The following is a 17,383-nucleotide window of genomic DNA, read 5'->3' as shown; positions in this document are numbered from 1 at the left end:
TATTATTAAGCCGTTTCGGTATTCTCTAAAGATTCTCCAATGGCTTCTAAGCGGTTTTGCCATTCAGAAGTTGAAAGATTATGCTCGCTTACATAACGATTGCGCGGATGACGACGGCATTCTGGTGAGCATCCACGGACATATTTTGCTTCATTTTCTTCTGAACTTAATATTTGTTTATTACAATCTGGGTTTGCACAGTTTACATAACGTTCACAAGGCGTTCCGTCATAGTAATCTTTACCAACAACAGTCGGTGATACGCGGTTAATTGGTACTGAGATACGTTCATCAAAGACGTACATTTGACCTTCCCATAAATCCCCTTGAGTTTCTGGGTCTTTACCGTATGTATCAATTCCACCTTCTAATTGGCCAACTTCTGTTGCGATACCTTCGCGAAGCATCCAACCAGAGAACTTCTCACAACGTACGCCACCTGTACAATAAACAACGACTTTTTTGTCCATGAATTTCTCTTTGTTGTTTACTACCCATTCAGGTAATTCACGGAAGTTACGAATTTCAGGACGAATCGCACCTTTAAAGTGACCTAAGTCATATTCATAATCATTACGTGTATCTAATACAATGGTATCTTCGTCTTCAAGCGCTTCACAGAATTCTTTTGGTTTTAAATGTTTACCCGTTGTTGTTAGTGGATCGATGTCATCTTCTAACCTTAACGAAACGATTTCTTCACGTACACGCACAAACATTTTACTATGAGCGTAGTCATCAGCAGGATCTTCTTTGAACCATACGTCCTCAAAGCCTGGAAGAGAATGTAAAAATTCCTTATATTTCTCTGTTTGTTCGATTGTACCAGAAACAGTTCCATTAATACCTTCAGTTCCAACTAAAATACGTCCTTTTAGTCCAGTTTTTTTACAAAAAGCTAAATGCTCTTCTCTAAACTGCTCAGGATCATCAATTGTCTCGTATTTATAGTATAATAACACCTTAAATTCTTTCTTCATTATTTTTCCTCCTTGTAGTTGCATACTACAGTTTTCTGAATATATATTATACTATTAAATCAAGAATGGTAACAGGTTTTAGCTAAAATTCATATAAATGTAATAGAAAAATCATATTATAGATGTGAATTATTATCTAAATTGCTATAATGTTATTTAGATAATAATAAATAAATCACAAAGATGGTGAATTTTATGCTGAAAAATGTATTGTTAATTACAAATCCAGTTGCAGGAAAAGGACTTGGAGAAAAGTATGCTCAAAAATTAAAAGATGTTCTTGAGGACTATCATCAATCAAACGTTGAGATAAAAATTACTGAAGAAGAATTCGATGCAACAAAATGGAGTAAAAATGCAACAAAAGAGGGATTTGACACAGTCATTTGCTTAGGTGGCGATGGTACGGTATCAGAAACGGTAAATGGAATTATTGAAGCTCAAGATAAGCCGGTATTTGGCTTTGTTCCAATGGGGACGGTTAATGATTTAGGACGTGCATTGGGATATAAAATGAACGCAGAAAAAGCGATTGAAGACTTTAAAACTGTTTCGATCGATAAATTAGATGTTGGAAAAGTAAACGATCGCGTGTTTATAAATGTGATTGCATTAGGACCGATTGCGGAGCAAGTAATGACGACAGATTCAGATGATAAGAATCGTTTTGGAGTTCTTGCTTATGTTCGAGACGGGATGAAGGCTTTCTTTACCGATAAAGGTTATGAAGTTCGAGTGACAGCTTCAGATGGGACTACCACAGAAATTAAAACAAACTTACTATTTGTTGGTTTAACGAATAGTATTGGTGGTGTTGAATTTATGATTCCAGGAGCCAACTACAACGACGGTAAAGGTTACTTATCAGCAATTAAAGGACATACACCTATTAATACGATTCGAGCAGGACTTGAGGTTGGGTTATCAAATATAGATGCAGATAATATCTTCAGATTATCTGACACGAAATTCAAAATTGAGTCAATCAATAATGAATCAATTACTATTAATGTTGACGGGGATAACGGTCCAGAATTACCATTAGAGATTGAGATTTTGAGTCAAGCGATTGACGTTTTAATTACAGGCGAAAGCTAAAAAGCATATTGTGAGCAATATATTTGAAAATACGTTATAATTGTATTAGTGAGCGTTAAGGTCAACAAGGAAAGAGGGAATTAACGTGAGTGCAGAAAACGTAACAGCAAGTGAACGTAAGATTATCGAGCGTGAACTAAGAAGAGGTACTAGCAAATCCCGTATCGCAACAATATTAGATGTTGATTACGAAAAAGGACTTGTTAAGATTGAGAGTGTAAAGGATAAAATTCGTCCTGAAGTAGGTAATCAGATCGAATTTAAATTCAGAGATAGTAAGATGACCGGAATAATTATCAAACTATTAACTAATAGTGCCGTTGTTGAGATATATTGGAGTAAATCTGATATTACGATGCGTGATATTTGCGAAGACCGTACAATTGTAAACTTCAAAGATATTGAATCGTTTGTATCGCTTCCAGAGCAAGCGGAAGACGAAGATGTTATGTTCGAATATGAAGAAGTAAAGACGACAAATTAATAAAGGCATGCCTTGAATATCGTCAGGCATGTTTTTAATTTATTTCTTTAAGATTTAGATAGAGTATAAGTAAAGAGGCCATCCATTTATTTTGGAAGGCCTCTTTATTTACGCTTGGAATAATTGTGCTAATTCGTCTTGAGCAAGTTGGTAATACTCCTTTTCCTGTTCTGTAAGAATGTCAATCATGTCATTTTCTAAGCCGAATTGTAATAATGTATAGTTTAACCATTTTTGTGGATCTGAAATAGCATCATTATAAAAAGGATAAAAAACCATCGCATGCAAATTGAACAATTCTAAAATTTGTTTAGCAAAATGTGGATCCGTTTGTGAGAAATAATCCTCGATAATCCGTGTGCCTTTTTGATAAAAGTCGGTACTCGTATAAGGCTTTAACTGGTCTGTTTGGATATGCTTCTCTACATTTAGCCACGTATAGTCAATGTCTAAAGACTCACCATTAATAATTATATAATGTAAGATGTCATTTTTAATAAAATTCAAAAGATTTTCATCATTTAGAAGTGCTTTGAGAAGAGGTAAATTCTTGTCTAAATCAGTTTGATAAACGAGTTTTAATTTAGATAAGACTTCAAAATAGGACTTTTCTAGTAACTGTTTCGCATATGCCTCAATTCTTTCTTCAGTTGTTAAAGCATTTATTTCTTGTTTTACATTTAATAAATCCGAAATAGTTGCGATGGCTTTATTCAATTCAGTTGTCGCAGTTGAGCTTTGAATTAAATCTCTTAATTGATATAATTTATTTAAACTTTCGCTCGTTGGGCTCATAATCGGTAGAGATTGGGCATACAAACTTGTTAGCTCTGCGGATTGTGAGATAAAATCCAATGTAAATTGGTCCTGTTCCCATAATTTAGTTAGCTGTTCTTGCTTGTTAAAAGCAATATATAATTTAACTAATTCAGTAAAAACGAGTGGGTTAGATTCAAGATTATAACTATTTTCTAAGTAATGAATCGCTTTATTGAATTGGTTGTTTTCTAGTGCGTTGCTTGCTTTTCTATAATAATTTTCAGCATTATTAGGCATTGGTGTGATATCAGTCATAGTCAGTTCCTTTCATAAAAAGAATAAGAGGTTAAAAATGATAAAAATAAGTACAGATGCTGCTTTTAATCCTAAAACTCAAGAGTCTGGCATCGGAATCCAAATCAATCATGGTAAACAACAAGAATTAATTAAGATACATATATCTGAAGTCGTAGATAACCATGTGGCTGAGTTTTTAGCATTAATCGGTGCTTTAAACTTTGTTAAAACACATCTTGATATCAATCAGATTATCATGTATCAGTCAGATAGTAAAATTGTCATCCAATCCATAGACAAAAAATTCGCTAAGAATAAAGAATATAAAAAGTTACTCGATTATATATTAAGAATAATGAATGATTCACCTACATTTTTCGCTAATTGGATTCCTGAAGCTCAAAATCGCGGCGCAGATTCTTTAGCTAGGCAAGCATTGAGGAAAGAAGGGAAGATAGCAAAGGATATAAGATATTCCGAATTAGAATTAGAGCAATTATGAAAAAGCTTGTTGATTTGGCAAGTCGCCAGTCAACAAGCTTTTTTGTTAATTTACAATGGTATGAGTTACTTCGTTCCCCAGTACTGGTAATAAGTTACCTTCAATGGGCCATTATATAATTTACGTTTTTTAGTAGCTTTCTTACCATAAAAATCTTCGAATTTATCATCACTTGTGATGATGTATTTACTCCAAGTAGGCATCGTTTCATATAACTCACCCATTTGGCGATAAATGTTTTGGACATCTTCTTCTGATAACATACGGTCCCCATATGGAGGGTTAGAAATTAAGATCCCGTAATCAGTTGTTGGGCGATAATCAGATAATTGCATTTGTTTGAACTCGATGGAGTCACCCACACCTGCTTCACGCGCATTTTCCTTCGCAATTTCAATCATACGTCCGTCAACATCAGTACCGTAGATTTGTAATTCTTTATCGTAATCAGCCGCTTCTTTGGCTTCTTGACGCGTCTTGTCCCAGATGTCCGTATGTTCATTCATTAAGTCCCATTTTTCACCAGCAAATTCACGTTTCAAACCAGGGGCAATGTTATGTCCCATTAAAGCTGCTTCAATAAGAATTGTACCTGAACCACAAGTTGGGTCATATAAAGGACGGTCATCATGCCAAGTTGTTAACATAACTAGCGCTGCTGCCATATTTTCCTTCATTGGAGCCGTTCCTTTATGTTCACGGTATCCACGTTTGAATAAACTTGAACCACTTGTATCTAAAGTTAACATGACGTGGTCTTTTCTAATAGCTACTTCAATCGGGTAGAGCGCACCTGTTTCTGGTAAGTCAGTACGACGATGGTAGAAGTCCATCAGACGTTTACTAATTGCTTTTTTGACGATACGTTGCACATTAGGAACACTGTGTAGCGTTGATTTGATTGATTTTCCACTCACTGGGAATTCTGCATCCATTGGAAGAATATCTTCCCAAGGTAAGTCATACGTTTGATTGAATAAGTCGTCAAATGTTTTTGTGTCAAATTCACCAAAGATTATCTTTACACGATCTGCAGTACGTAACCAAAGGTTCGCGTAGGCAATATCTTTTGCTGTTCCGTCGAAACGAACCAGTCCATTTTCAGTTTGAGTTTCGTAACCGAATGATTTTAATTCTCGAGCAACGAGCGCTTCAATTCCAGCCGCTGCAGTTGCTAATAACGAATAAGTTTTCATAATTTTCACTCCAATATTATTTACGCTTTAAGTTTACATAAAAAAAGACTCTGATTCCAGAGTCAATTAAATAATCCTATGAATAAGTAAATTTCTATAAGCCATGTCCTGTCATTATCTCTAGCATAGGAACTAGGGATAATGGATAATCATCTATCTACGATAATACTATCGTTCTCTTCTTTTGTTCATTTACTACTCGAAGAAATGCCCCTACCAATGTTTGGGTTGCTCGCTCGAGGGGTTTACCGCGTTCCAATCTTATAGTTTCCTATAAGCGTCGTCTCTGTGGCACTTTACAAATTACTAAATCATAGCCGAAGCCTTAGATAGTTCTTTCGCCGTTAACCTAATAGGGTACCTTAACTTATTTTTTCGTTAAGCACGAACACTACAAGCATCTCAGCTTGTGCGAGCATGGACTTTCCTCAGTTAATTTAATAACCGCGATTATCCGAAATTTACTCAGTCATTTATTAATATTTTGTTGCTTTAGAGTAATCGATCGTATTGTCCGTGTTGTCAATTTTCGAACCGAAAACATGCTTCTCTAAATTAGATAAGCGTTTTAAGATATCAAAGTTTGTCACGCCGCTCCCTGGAGAGTTTGGTGTACTTTTCTTAGCTAAAGCAAGTTGTTTAGTTAATTCATCCACTTTACTGATGAGACGTTCGTTTTCATTTTTTAAATAAACAACGTCTTTTTGGAAAGAATCATAATCTCTGATGATACTATCTAAATATTCATCAACTTCAGCAGTATTGTATCCACGAACAGATTTATTAAACTCTTTTTGCAAAATATCTTTTGCTGTTAAGTTTCTTTCTGCCATTATATTCACCTCGTATATTATATATTTTTATTAGAATGGCACTTTAGATTAATCACATTATTAGTTTACTATGACTTCGAATAAATATCAAAGCAAAACTCTAAAGTCGCGATTTTGTTAAGTTTAAATACTAAATTTCATTTATTATGCCATGAAATTAGTCAAATTGCTAATCCATTATAATGCGCTAAGTCTTGAATAACAAGGGTAAAATGATAATTTCACAAAATATATTTACATAGCGAGAAAAAAACAAATAATTTGAATGTCATATTATAAACTTGGTGCTTGTTAATTAAATTGAATTATCTTAGAAAATCAGTCATAATATGTAATGATTAAATAGGTGGTGTATGAATGAATAGAGCAAATATATTAAATGTGTTTGAACAACTTATTGAGGAGTCTTATTTTCATTGTGAATGGGCTATTGAATGGCAAGAGCGAGAGAATGAGATTGAGTTAATTTTCCAAATGAATTTAGAAAATCCGAATAATCTTTCTTTTAGAGATAACTATGACAACATCAGCCATCAAACTGACCTCGTATATAATGTAAAAATTATGATTTACAAGGATGGTTATAAACGCTTCAGTGATAAAGATTACATTGTGTCAATTCCAGTGAATAGTGAGCGTGGAATTGATTACGGAAGATGTTTAGCAATTGTTAAATACTTAAAAAATTTAACGTCTTCTGTCGATGTCAAGTGGCTTGATTTTCTTTCAGAAACGGATGCGGAAGAATTTTCCTTGGAATGGAAATGGAGTGACTTTGAAGCGATTCAAAACCGCTTAATTGAAAGCAATCGCTATAGTAAAACTCCTATTTATTTTCCACATCATGAAGATATTAATTAAGGAGTGTTGAATATGGATAAAGTATGGAAAGAAATAAAAGTAACATTAGATTCCTTGCAAACAGCAGATATTGATTTAGTTAATTACTATTTAAATGAAGCGGGTGCCGTAGGAAATGAAATTAAATATGCGCAAGGGTATTTAGAAAACCATCCTAATTTATTTGGTGAGATTCCGGAAGAAGTTCCTGAAGACTATTTAAATCACCCAGTCGAAGTCATCGGTTATTATGAATCTGAGATTGATGTCCAAGAACTCGAAGAAAATCTAAAAACAGTCGGAACAGTTGATTTTAAGATTGAAGTGGCTGATTTAGAAACTGAAAACTGGCATGAAAATTGGATGCAATATTATAAACCAGAGCGGATTTCTCGCTTCTTATCGATTGTGCCTGAATGGCAAGATAACTATGAAGCTGCACCGTTTGAGCAAGTCATTTTTATGGATCCAGGCGTTGCTTTTGGAACAGGGAATCACCCGACAACCCGCCTAAGTGCTCAAGCACTTGAGATGGTTATGCAAGGGGGAGAAACCGTTTTTGATGTTGGAACTGGGACCGGTATCTTAAGTTTTATTGCTTCTGTTTTTGGAGCTAAAGAAGTGTTAGGGATGGATTTTGATCCGCAAGCAGTCAATGCTGCCATCAATAATTTAAATGCACAAAAGAATAATGAGATGATTAATCAATTAATCGACGCGCAAAAAATTCGCTTTATTGAAAACGATTTACTAAAAGGGATTGACCAAACAGCAGATGTCATTGTTGCGAATATTTTACCGCATATTCTAGTAGATTTATTCTCTGATGCTCATAAATTATTGAATGACAATGGGTATTTGATTTTAGGCGGTATTTTAAATGAGAAAGCGTCGTTTATTGAAGAAGCAATTGAAACTCACAACTTAGAAATTTATCAAAAAACTCAGATGAGAGAATGGGTAAATTATATTGTTGTTAAGGGAGATATGGACTAATGCAACGTTATTTTTCAAAACAAACCATAGATGTTAATCAACAGATTCAACTAGAAAAAGAGGATAATCATCACATTGTTCGAGTGATGCGAGGAAAGATTGATGACGAAGTTATAATCGTAGATTCTACAAATATCGCTTATAAAGCGAAGATAGAGACAATCGAAGATAACGTAGCAAACTTACGTATTATAAATGCTTTAGAAAACCAACACACTGAATTACCCATTCAAGTAACCATTGCCTGTGGTTTATCAAAGAATGACAAGATTGATTTAATTGTTCAAAAGGCAACCGAATGCGGAATGAATGAATTTATCCCTTTGGCATTGGAAAGAGATGTTGTAAAGTGGAGAGGTAATAAAATTAGTAACCGAATCGAACGACTGGAACGCATTAGTAAAGAAGCAGCAGAACAATGCCACCGTAATGTGATCCCAGAGATAAGTCATTTATCAACCATTGATACTTTGCAAAAAGAAGCCGGTAATTATAAGCATAAATTAATTGCTTATGAGGAGACAGCTAAGAAAGGTCAACACGGCCAACTTAAGGAAACCTTGAAAGAAGTTCAAGCAGGGGATAATTTAATCATCGTCTTTGGTTCTGAGGGCGGTTTAACAGAGTTAGAAGTAGCCAAATTGAAAGAAGTAGGGTATATTGAATGTAGTTTAGGTCCACGGATTTTAAGAGCCGAAACGGCACCTATATACGCTTTAAGCGCAATGAGTTATCATTTAGAAGTATAGAAAGAGGAGATAGAATGGAATTAGCAAAATATATTGACCACACATTATTAAAAGCAGATGCAACTGAGGAACAAATTGAAAAATTATGCCAAGAAGCAGCAGAATATAATTTTAAATCAGTTTGTATTAACCCAGCATTTGTTGCAAAATCAAAAGAATTATTAAAAGACTCAGATAGCTTAGTTTGTACGGTTATTGGTTTCCCTTTAGGCGCAAATGCGACGGAAGTGAAAGTTTTTGAAGCACAACAAGCTGTCAAAGATGGCGCAGATGAGATTGATATGGTTATCAATATTTCACGTGCTAAAGACGGAGACTGGGCTTATGTTCTAGAAGAAATCAAAGCAGTTGTTGGAGCGGTTGATGAGTCAATTACAACCAAAGTAATCATTGAAACGTCTTTATTGACAGATGGCGAGAAACGTAAAGCATCAGAAGTCGTTAAAGAATCTGGAGCAGACTTTGTTAAGACTTCAACTGGATTCTCTACTGGAGGAGCGACGCTAGCGGATGTTAAATTAATGCGTGAAGCCGTAGGTCCAGATTTAGGTGTTAAAGCAAGTGGTGGCGTAAGTAATTATGATGAAGCAATCGCTATGATTGAAGCTGGAGCAACGCGTATTGGAGCTTCAAAAGGAATCGCAATTGTATCAGGAACACCATCGACATCTAATGATGACTATTAAGCTAATTTAAAACACAAATAAAGGCTGTGCTAAACAAAGGCACAGTCTTTTGTTATAATGAAATACAAATAAAAAAACACAATATTGTTAAATGAGTATAATTAGGTTATAATTGCGCTTATATTTTAAGAAGTGAGGTGAATAAATTTGCAAGGACAAGATTTTTCAGCACAAGAGGTAATTGATTTATGTGCGAAGTACATGAATGACAGTAGTTTGGAGTTTATTCAGCGTGCGCTTGATTATGCAACGGAAGCTCATAAAGACCAATTTCGCTTATCCGGTGAACCTTATATTATTCACCCAATTCAAGTAGCAGGTATTTTGGCAGAGTTACAATTAGATCCTTCAACAGTCGCTACAGGTTTTTTACATGATGTTGTTGAAGATACGGATCGAACATTGGAAGATATCCGGAATGAATTTAGTGACGTCGTTGCATTTTTAGTTGACGGAGTTACTAAACTAGGTAAATTGAAATTCCAAAGTAAACAAGAGGCTTTGGCCGAAAACCATCGAAAAATGTTACTCGCAATGAGTAAAGATTTACGAGTAATTATCGTAAAATTAGCCGATAGATTAAATAATATGCGAACGATGAAATTTCAGCGTAAAGAAAAGCAGATTGAGAAATCACAAGAAGCTATTGATATTTATGCACCGTTAGCTGATCGCTTAGGGATTAGCTCCATTAAGTGGGAACTTGAAGACATTGCATTGCGTTATGTTAATTCAGAATACTACTATTCAATTGTGAATCAGATGGACACGAAGCGTACGGAACGCGAGAATTTTATTCAAGAAACAATTGATGAGATTAAAGTTGCGGTTGAAGAGTTAGAGATTGAAGCAGATATTTCAGGAAGACCGAAACATATTTATTCCATTTATCGTAAGATGGTGGACCAAAGAAAAGAATTTGATGATATTTATGACTTATTAGCTATTCGTGTCATTGTTGATTCAATTAAAGATTGTTACGCTGTATTGGGAGCTGTGCATACGCAGTGGAAGCCAATGCCTGGCAGATTTAAAGATTATATCGCCATGCCAAAAGCGAATATGTATCAATCGATTCATACGACCGTCATAGGAGCGAGTGGCAAACCCGTTGAAATTCAGATTAGAACTAAACAAATGCATATGGTTGCTGAATATGGGGTGGCAGCTCACTGGGCTTATAAAGAAGGTAAGACAAGTAAGGTTGATGAAGAAGATAGTATCAATAAACAAATGACATGGTTCCGTGATTTAGTTGAATTACAAGATGATGCTAAAGATGCCAGTGAATTTATGGATTTTGTTAAAGAAGATTTATTTAAAGATCAAGTCTATGTATTTACACCCAACGGTGAAGTGATGGAACTTCCAACAGGCTCTGGTCCGATTGACTTTGCTTATCACATTCACTCCGAAATAGGGAACAAAACAATTGGTGCTAAAGTTAACGGAAGAATTGTCGCCTTAGATTATAAACTGAAGAATGGTGACATTGTTAACATATTGACTAATTCAAATTCGAACGGACCCAGTCGTGATTGGTTGAAGTTTACTAATACGAGTAAAGCCCGTAACCGAATCAAACGCTTCTTTAAACTCCAAGACCTTGAAGCGAATAGTGAACTTGGCGAAAGTATCTTAGAAAAAGAACTGAAAGAAACAGGCCACTCACTAAAAGTATTAAATAATAAAAAAGTCGAAGCCAGTTTATTAGAGCGCTTTAACTACAATACTTTAACGGATTTATTTGCTTCTATTGGATTAGGTGAGGTAAGTGTGTCAACGATAATTAACTTCTTAGATTTAAAACAAGAAAAAGCTGAAGAAGAAGTGCTTGATAATGACACAACTATTTCAAAAGAGGCTTCAAATCGTCAACGCCAAAGAACGGTCCATGAGAGTGGTGTTGTGGTTGAAGGTGCCGATAATTTAATGATTCGCTTAAGTAAATGTTGTAATCCAGTTCCTGGTGATGAAATTATTGGTTATATTACACGTGGACGAGGGATTTCAGTTCACCGTAAAGATTGCCCTAATTTGTTAGCAGAAACGGAATTAAACGATCGATTAATTGATGTTAAATGGGATCAAGAATTCCAACCAACCGAAGAATATATCACAGAATTATTCATTATTGGTTTTGATCGAGCAGGCCTAATTAATGATGTTCTGCATGTTGTCAGCCATACAGTGAAAAGTTTACTAAGTGTTAACGGGAAACGAGATAAAAATAGTACCGCTACAGTATCACTTAAAGTGGCTGTTTCGAATACGATGCAGTTAGATGATTTAATTAATAAATTGAAAAATATACCAGATGTTTATGAAGTAAAACGTGTGACGGGATAATATTCTTTATTCAATGGTTATTGAAAGTTCAAAAGAAAGGTTGTTATGATGCGAGTTTTAATTCAAAGAAGTTTAGAGAGTCATGTTAAAGTCGACGGCGAAATTATCGGACAAATAGACCGAGGCTACGTATTATTAGTTGGCGTGACGCATGAGGATACTCAAGAAGATGTTGTTTACTTAGCTAGAAAAGTAGCCAATATGCGACTTTTTGAAGATGGGGACAGTAAAGTTAACCTTTCTTTATCAGATGTTGGTGGAGATATTCTATCGATTAGCCAATTTACCTTATATGGCAATACAAAAAAAGGGAACCGGCCAAGTTTTACCAATGTAGCGAAGCCTGATATGGCAAACGCATTGTATGAAGGTTTTAACCAAGCCTTGCGAGAGTACGGCTACAAAGTTGAAGTCGGAAAGTTTGGTGCTGATATGAAAGTATCGATTATAAACGATGGTCCGGTAACAATTCTCTTAGATTCAAAGAATAGAAGTTTATAAATCAATAAAAATGACGCTATCACGTTGAATGTGATAGCGTCATTTTTATATTTATTTTACTGATTATAGTAATTTTCTAAACCAGCGACAATTAAGTCAGTAATACGATCATGATATTCTTGAGAACGTATATAATCAATATCAGTACTATTACTCATATATCCGAGCTCTAATAGAACACTTGGTCGATTATTTTCTCGCAATACATGATAATTACCAAAGACAACATTATTGTTTGGTAATTCAAACTGAGCCAGTTGTTGATTAATACTGTCAGCTAAATCAAAGTCATCTTCATGGAAATAATAAGTCGTGGTCCCGTGCCAATCAGGCACAGGTGACGAATCATAGTGAAGTGATAAGAATGCATCGACATTGGCTTCGTTACTTAGGATTGTTCGCTCATCTAAGTCAACGAATTCATCAGTTGAACGAGTTTGAAGAACAGTCGCACCAGCAGCTTCCAATTTCTCCTGTAAGATTTCTGCTGTCCGTAAAGTAACATCTTTTTCATATGTAATATTATCTAAGCTAATCGCTCCAGAATCTTCGCCACCATGACCTGCGTCAATCATTATGGTTGCGTCGGCTAAGGAACCAGGATTGGTTGTGCCGACATGATTTAACGAGTAGCTTCCAAGGGCAGCGATACGAGATTCAATGTATCCTCTAATACCAGTTTCATCTTCAACCAAATAGAACTCAGTTTCATCTGTACCAGTAGTAATATCAATGAGTTCAAAGCGTTGATTGATAGATGGTGTATAGATGATGTCCGAATATAAATCCGGTGCTGATAAGAAGGCTTGGTTTTCTTGTCGTACGATTACTAATCTTTCAGCTTCTTCTAATTCTTCTTGCGTCATTTCATCTGGCAAAGATTCTTCTGTTGATTCAGGGTCAGGTACTGATTCAGGAATCGCATCTTGATGGATTAACTCTACAGAACTCGTTGGAATATAGCCATATTGGTTCTCATAGACAACTTGCACCCAGCCATTACTTTCGAAATTAACAATTAAATAAGTGCCCGCATCAATGTCAGCTAACTGCTGTGAGTCAGTAGTTTGCTCAGAATATATCGGTGATGCAACAAGTAAATGAGCGGCAAGATTTTGATCAGTTACCAAATTATCACTTTCAAGTAACCACTTTGGAATCCAACCTTCAGATGTTCCTTTATAACGCACTCGTAACCAACCATTTCGCTCGGATATAACATTTACATTTGCGTTTATATCGATGGAATCAATGGCTTGGCTATTTGTTGCTGGTTGACTTCTTAAAACGACAGACTCTTTTTCTATCGTCATTAATTCACTCGTTGTTAAGCTTAAGATAGCTATTGAACTCAGTAAAATTAAAACGAATGTAATAAAAGGTGGAAAATACTTTTTAGTATAAAGTCGCTTTAAGAATATATTGAAGGTATTGATAAAATCCCCCCACTCCTACAAAAATTTTAAAGATATTAATTTTATTATATAAATTGTGTAACATAAATTCAAATACGATTAACCTTTGTCACTCAATAGTAATATGTTTGTTATAAATCCGTTAAGACAACTTGGATTTTCAATAGAAAGAGTAGACAAGCCGATTAATATGTCATTAGTTTGGCTTAAATCATTTGCTGATTACCTCATATATTTTATCATAGTAGAAGAAACATTGCTTGGAAACGATTTAATTTGAATCCTTTAAGAAATTAGTTGATTAAATTTTAATTAGACTCTATAATAAAGGGGTATTTTAATAAAATCGTTGAAGTAGCCAAGTAAATGCCTCAATAACAGAGACTTCTCATTCCGCTGAAAGTAGAAGATGAGCCATTGAAGACACTATGGAGATGAACAATGCAAAGTTGTTCCGCTAACTACGTTACAGTTCTAAGGTAATAATATATATTGTTACAAATTTAGGTGGTACCGCGTTGAAGACGTCCTATAGCAACTTGCTGTAGGGCTTTTTTATATTTATGGAGGTAAATTATGTTAAAAAAACCAAAAGGAACAGAAGATATTCTGCCAGTTAATATTGATAAATGGCATTATGTTGAAGATACTGCTCGTGCAGTATTAGATTCATATAACTTTAAAGAAATTAGAACACCTTTATTCGAATCGATTGATTTATTTAAACGATCTGTAGGGAATACGACAGATATAGTTTCTAAAGAAATGTATGATTTTATGGATAAAGGGGACCGTCACCTGGCTTTACGTCCAGAAGGAACTGCGCCAATTGCCCGTGCTTATATCGAGCATAAATTGCATGGACCTGAACATCCACAGCCGTTAAAAGTTTATTATATGGAGCCTATGTTCCGTTATGAAAGACCACAAGCTGGAAGACAGCGTCAATTCCATCAATTAGGAATCGAAGTGTTTGGTAGTACAAATCCTGCGACTGATGTGGAAGGTATTGCATTAGCGATGGATTTATTTGATGAATTAGGTTTATCGAATTTATCACTACACATTAACTCTTTAGGAAAACCTGAAGAACGTGAGAATTATCGTAATGCTTTAATCGAATACTTTACACCCCTTAAAGATCAATTAAGTGAAGATTCGCAAAGACGTCTGGCTGATAACCCAATGCGTATTATCGATTCAAAAGATAAGAGAGACAAAGCTTTAGCTGAGTCTGCGCCAGTTATTCTAGATTTTCTAGGCGAAGAAAGTCAGAAACACTTTGATGAAGTTCAAGCATTACTAAATGCGCTGAATATTCCATTCACTGTGACACCAACTATTGTTCGTGGCCTAGATTATTATCAAGATACAATCTTTGAAATCCTGGCTACTGACGATTCTATTGGGGCACAGTCCACTGTATGTGGTGGTGGACGCTATGATGGCTTAGTCGAACAATTAGGCGGACCAAAGACACCTGGTTTTGGTTTCGGTATTGGTTTAGAAAGATTAATGCTTCTATTAGAGAATCAAGACGTTGACATTCCTGAATCTGAAGGCCTAGATATCTTTGTGATGAGCTTAGGTGAAGAGGCAAATATGATGGCATTACAAGTTGTTCAAGCAGCTAGAAAAGATGGTTTAGTTGCTGATCGTGACTACTTAAATCGAAGCATGAAATCACAATTTAAGACAGCTGATAAATTAAATACAACGCTTGTGATTACGATTGGAGAACAAGAGATTGAAACAGGAAAAGTCCAAGTAAAACATCAAGGAACTGGGAAACAAACCGAAGTTGCTTTTGATGATTTAATGACAGACTTTATGGGCGAGTATCGCAAATTAACTGTTGATACATCAGCCATTGACAAATATTTTGGAGGTAAATACTAATGAAAAAGAGAACGACTTATGCAGGTTTAATTAATGAATCATTTGTAGATAAAGAGGTAACATTAAAAGGGTGGGTACAAAAGCGCCGTGACTTAGGTGGCGTTATCTTTATTGACTTACGTGATAGAGAAGGCTTCTGTCAAGTAGTCTTCAACGCTCAATATATTCCAGAACAAATGGATGAAGCAGATCACTTAAGAAGTGAATACGTTGTTGAAGTCACAGGGACTTTAAAACGTCGTGCAGATGAGCAAGTAAACCCTAAAATTCCAACAGGTGAATTTGAATTATTAGCCACTGAATTAACAGTTCTTGCTAAAAGTAAAACACCACCAATTTATGTTGAAGATAGCATTGAAACTGATGAAGAAGTACGTTTACGTAATCGTTTCATCGATTTACGTCGTCCGAAGATGTTCAACAACATTCGTTTACGTCACCAAGTGACTCAAACAATTCGTCAATTCTTAAATAATTTGGACTTTATCGATGTTGAAACACCTTACTTAACTAAGTCAACACCTGAAGGGGCACGTGACTATTTAGTTCCAACACGAAATAACGCAGGTCATTTCTTTGCATTACCGCAATCACCACAATTATTCAAACAATTATTAATGGGTGCGGGAATGGACCGTTATTACCAAATCGTACGTTGTTTCCGTGATGAAGATTTACGTGGAGACCGTCAACCAGAATTTACACAAGTTGATATTGAAACAAGTTTCTTAACTCAAGCAGAAATTCAAGAATTTACTGAAGATATGTTAAAAGCAGTAGCGAAAGCAGCTAGAGGCATTGAAATCACTGAAGATTTCCCAGTAATGACTTATCAAGAAGCGATGGATCAATACGGTTCAGATAAACCTGACATTCGTTTCGAAATGAAATTAGTGGATCTTTCAGACTTCGCTAAAACAACTGACTTTGGAGTGTTCAAAGGTGCAGTTGATAACGGTGGTCAAGTAAAAGCAATCAACTTAAAAGGTCATGCAGACGATTATACGCGTAAAACTGCAGACGAATTATATAACGTAGTTAAACCATATGGAGCGAAAGGTCTAGCATGGACAAAAGTTTCAGAAGATGGCTTTAACGGTCCAATTGCAAAATTCTTCTCATCAGAAGAAGACTACAACTACTTAACCAATGCGTTAGACGCTAAAGTAGGAGATATCATCTTCTTTATGGCTGACTCTACAAAAGTCGTAGCAGACTCATTAGGCGCACTTAGACTTCACTTAGGATCTAAGCACGAATTATATGACCCATCTGAATTAGCTTTCCTTTGGGTAGTAGATTGGCCATTACTTGAGTATGATGAAGACAACAAACGTTACGTTGCAATGCACCACCCATTCACATCACCACAAAACTCAGATATTTCTGAATTATCTAATAAACCTCAAGACGCATTAGCAAATGCGTATGATATTGTTTTAAATGGTTATGAAATTGGTGGAGGAAGTATTCGTATCCATACTCGTGAAATGCAAGAACAAATGTTTGACCTATTAGGCTTCACTAAAGAAGAAGCATATAGTCAATTTGGTTTCTTATTAGACGCGTTAGAATACGGCTTCCCACCACACGGCGGAATTGCTTTAGGATTAGACCGTTTAGTTATGATTCTAGCTCAAGAGCCAAACATTCGTGAAGTGATTGCCTTCCCTAAAACTGGACGCGGTTTAGACTTAATGTCACAAGCTCCAAGTAGAGTAAGTAATGATCAATTACGTGAATTAAATATTTCAGTTAAAGAAAGCAAAAAGTAATTTTAAGGTAAAGCATACAAGGAG

The 17,383-nt window shown here is 35.4% G+C and carries 16 protein-coding genes and 1 other RNA gene; 11 read left to right on the top strand and 6 right to left on the bottom strand.

Translation table 11 applies throughout. The features are described from left to right. Nucleotides 1-5: 5 nt before the first annotated feature. Nucleotides 6-980, bottom strand: coding sequence for a rhodanese-related sulfurtransferase (locus tag ACEN31_RS02250; protein ID WP_407108502.1), 975 nt, complete (start codon nt 978-980; stop codon nt 6-8). Between the two features lie 195 nt (nt 981-1,175). On the opposite strand from ACEN31_RS02250, the gene ACEN31_RS02245 reads away from it, so the two are divergent. Together ACEN31_RS02245 and ACEN31_RS02240 are read left to right on the top strand one after the other, a co-directional pair. After that, nucleotides 1,176-2,078 (top strand): diacylglycerol/lipid kinase family protein, encoded by a 903-nt coding sequence (locus ACEN31_RS02245; protein ID WP_407108501.1) that lies wholly within the window; start codon nt 1,176-1,178, stop codon nt 2,076-2,078. Between the two features lie 85 nt (nt 2,079-2,163). Continuing rightward, a complete protein-coding gene (locus ACEN31_RS02240; protein ID WP_197103985.1) occupies nt 2,164-2,562 on the top strand; it encodes a DUF2187 family protein in 399 nt (132 codons plus the stop codon). A gap of 108 nt (nt 2,563-2,670) precedes the next feature. On the opposite strand, the gene ACEN31_RS02235 is transcribed toward ACEN31_RS02240, so the two are convergent. Beyond that, on the bottom strand, nt 2,671-3,636 hold the full coding sequence (locus tag ACEN31_RS02235; protein WP_407108500.1) for a hypothetical protein: 966 nt from the start codon (nt 3,634-3,636) through the stop codon (nt 2,671-2,673). A 37-nt stretch (nt 3,637-3,673) separates the two neighbouring features. Between ACEN31_RS02235 and ACEN31_RS02230 the strand changes: the two genes are divergently transcribed. Next, nucleotides 3,674-4,120: a ribonuclease HI family protein gene (locus tag ACEN31_RS02230; RefSeq protein WP_407108499.1), complete on the top strand. Its 447-nt coding sequence runs from the start codon at nt 3,674-3,676 to the stop codon at nt 4,118-4,120. Between the two features lie 65 nt (nt 4,121-4,185). Here ACEN31_RS02230 and ACEN31_RS02225 read toward each other — a convergent pair whose 3' ends face one another. The 3 genes from ACEN31_RS02225 to gpsB form a co-directional block, all read right to left on the bottom strand. Beyond that, nucleotides 4,186-5,316 (bottom strand): class I SAM-dependent RNA methyltransferase, encoded by a 1,131-nt coding sequence (locus tag ACEN31_RS02225; RefSeq protein ID WP_407108497.1) that lies wholly within the window; start codon nt 5,314-5,316, stop codon nt 4,186-4,188. A 92-nt stretch (nt 5,317-5,408) separates the two neighbouring features. Further along, an RNA gene (gene rnpB / locus ACEN31_RS02220) (RNase P RNA component class B) lies at nt 5,409-5,778 on the bottom strand. 14 nt (nt 5,779-5,792) lie between these two features. Then, on the bottom strand, nt 5,793-6,149 hold the full coding sequence (gene gpsB, locus ACEN31_RS02215) for a cell division regulator GpsB (protein WP_407108495.1): 357 nt from the start codon (nt 6,147-6,149) through the stop codon (nt 5,793-5,795). A 357-nt stretch (nt 6,150-6,506) separates the two neighbouring features. Here gpsB and ACEN31_RS02210 point away from each other — a divergent pair, with 357 nt between their 5' ends. The 6 genes from ACEN31_RS02210 to dtd all read left to right on the top strand — a co-directional run bounded on the left by ACEN31_RS02210 (nt 6,507) and on the right by dtd (nt 12,270). Further along, the gene (locus ACEN31_RS02210) at nt 6,507-7,010 is read left to right on the top strand and encodes a DUF3013 family protein (protein ID WP_407108494.1); all 504 of its coding nucleotides are present in this window, start codon (nt 6,507-6,509) and stop codon (nt 7,008-7,010) included. A 12-nt stretch (nt 7,011-7,022) separates the two neighbouring features. Then, nucleotides 7,023-7,985 (top strand): 50S ribosomal protein L11 methyltransferase, encoded by a 963-nt coding sequence (gene prmA / locus ACEN31_RS02205; RefSeq protein WP_407108493.1) that lies wholly within the window; start codon nt 7,023-7,025, stop codon nt 7,983-7,985. Continuing rightward, complete coding sequence (locus tag ACEN31_RS02200) at nt 7,985-8,734, top strand: 16S rRNA (uracil(1498)-N(3))-methyltransferase (protein WP_407108491.1); 750 nt, start codon at nt 7,985-7,987, stop codon at nt 8,732-8,734. The genes prmA and ACEN31_RS02200 overlap by 1 nt, the downstream gene beginning before the upstream one ends. Nucleotides 8,735-8,748: 14 nt before the next feature. Then, the gene (gene deoC, locus ACEN31_RS02195; protein ID WP_407108490.1) at nt 8,749-9,420 is read left to right on the top strand and encodes a deoxyribose-phosphate aldolase; all 672 of its coding nucleotides are present in this window, start codon (nt 8,749-8,751) and stop codon (nt 9,418-9,420) included. A 201-nt stretch (nt 9,421-9,621) separates the two neighbouring features. Beyond that, on the top strand, nt 9,622-11,769 hold the full coding sequence (locus ACEN31_RS02190; RefSeq protein WP_407108519.1) for a RelA/SpoT family protein: 2,148 nt from the start codon (nt 9,622-9,624) through the stop codon (nt 11,767-11,769). A 48-nt stretch (nt 11,770-11,817) separates the two neighbouring features. Further along, complete coding sequence (gene dtd / locus ACEN31_RS02185; protein ID WP_407108518.1) at nt 11,818-12,270, top strand: D-aminoacyl-tRNA deacylase; 453 nt, start codon at nt 11,818-11,820, stop codon at nt 12,268-12,270. Nucleotides 12,271-12,326: 56 nt separating this feature from the next. Here dtd and ACEN31_RS02180 read toward each other — a convergent pair whose 3' ends face one another. After that, the gene (locus tag ACEN31_RS02180; protein WP_138403943.1) at nt 12,327-13,583 is read right to left on the bottom strand and encodes an N-acetylmuramoyl-L-alanine amidase; all 1,257 of its coding nucleotides are present in this window, start codon (nt 13,581-13,583) and stop codon (nt 12,327-12,329) included. 678 nt (nt 13,584-14,261) lie between these two features. Between ACEN31_RS02180 and hisS the strand changes: the two genes are divergently transcribed. Further along, nucleotides 14,262-15,584: a histidine--tRNA ligase gene (gene hisS / locus ACEN31_RS02175; RefSeq protein ID WP_138403942.1), complete on the top strand. Its 1,323-nt coding sequence runs from the start codon at nt 14,262-14,264 to the stop codon at nt 15,582-15,584. Next, complete coding sequence (gene aspS / locus ACEN31_RS02170; protein WP_197103995.1) at nt 15,584-17,359, top strand: aspartate--tRNA ligase; 1,776 nt, start codon at nt 15,584-15,586, stop codon at nt 17,357-17,359. Before hisS ends, aspS begins: the two co-directional genes overlap by 1 nt. Nucleotides 17,360-17,383 lie beyond the last annotated feature (24 nt).

Origin of the sequence: Ruoffia sp. FAM 26255, assembly GCF_045528525.1 — a bacterium.
GTDB classification, from domain to species: Bacteria; Bacillota; Bacilli; order Lactobacillales; family Aerococcaceae; genus Ruoffia; species Ruoffia tabacinasalis.
This window is presented reverse-complemented; position numbering and strand designations above follow the sequence as displayed.

What these genes read in the sequence shown, in the direction of transcription:
- ACEN31_RS02225 (WP_407108497.1), bottom strand. Translation starts at nt 5,316, where the DNA reads ATGAAAACTTATTCGTTATTAGCAACTGCAGCGGCTGGAATTGAAGCG.
- prmA (WP_407108493.1), top strand. Translation starts at nt 7,023, where the DNA reads ATGGATAAAGTATGGAAAGAAATAAAAGTAACATTAGATTCCTTGCAA.
- dtd (WP_407108518.1), top strand. Translation starts at nt 11,818, where the DNA reads ATGCGAGTTTTAATTCAAAGAAGTTTAGAGAGTCATGTTAAAGTCGAC.
- ACEN31_RS02200 (WP_407108491.1), top strand. Translation starts at nt 7,985, where the DNA reads ATGCAACGTTATTTTTCAAAACAAACCATAGATGTTAATCAACAGATT.
- ACEN31_RS02250 (WP_407108502.1), bottom strand. Translation starts at nt 980, where the DNA reads ATGAAGAAAGAATTTAAGGTGTTATTATACTATAAATACGAGACAATT.
- deoC (WP_407108490.1), top strand. Translation starts at nt 8,749, where the DNA reads ATGGAATTAGCAAAATATATTGACCACACATTATTAAAAGCAGATGCA.
- hisS (WP_138403942.1), top strand. Translation starts at nt 14,262, where the DNA reads ATGTTAAAAAAACCAAAAGGAACAGAAGATATTCTGCCAGTTAATATT.
- ACEN31_RS02230 (WP_407108499.1), top strand. Translation starts at nt 3,674, where the DNA reads ATGATAAAAATAAGTACAGATGCTGCTTTTAATCCTAAAACTCAAGAG.
- ACEN31_RS02180 (WP_138403943.1), bottom strand. Translation starts at nt 13,583, where the DNA reads ATGACGATAGAAAAAGAGTCTGTCGTTTTAAGAAGTCAACCAGCAACA.
- ACEN31_RS02235 (WP_407108500.1), bottom strand. Translation starts at nt 3,636, where the DNA reads ATGACTGATATCACACCAATGCCTAATAATGCTGAAAATTATTATAGA.
- gpsB (WP_407108495.1), bottom strand. Translation starts at nt 6,149, where the DNA reads ATGGCAGAAAGAAACTTAACAGCAAAAGATATTTTGCAAAAAGAGTTT.
- ACEN31_RS02190 (WP_407108519.1), top strand. Translation starts at nt 9,622, where the DNA reads ATGAATGACAGTAGTTTGGAGTTTATTCAGCGTGCGCTTGATTATGCA.
- ACEN31_RS02245 (WP_407108501.1), top strand. Translation starts at nt 1,176, where the DNA reads ATGCTGAAAAATGTATTGTTAATTACAAATCCAGTTGCAGGAAAAGGA.
- ACEN31_RS02210 (WP_407108494.1), top strand. Translation starts at nt 6,507, where the DNA reads ATGAATAGAGCAAATATATTAAATGTGTTTGAACAACTTATTGAGGAG.
- aspS (WP_197103995.1), top strand. Translation starts at nt 15,584, where the DNA reads ATGAAAAAGAGAACGACTTATGCAGGTTTAATTAATGAATCATTTGTA.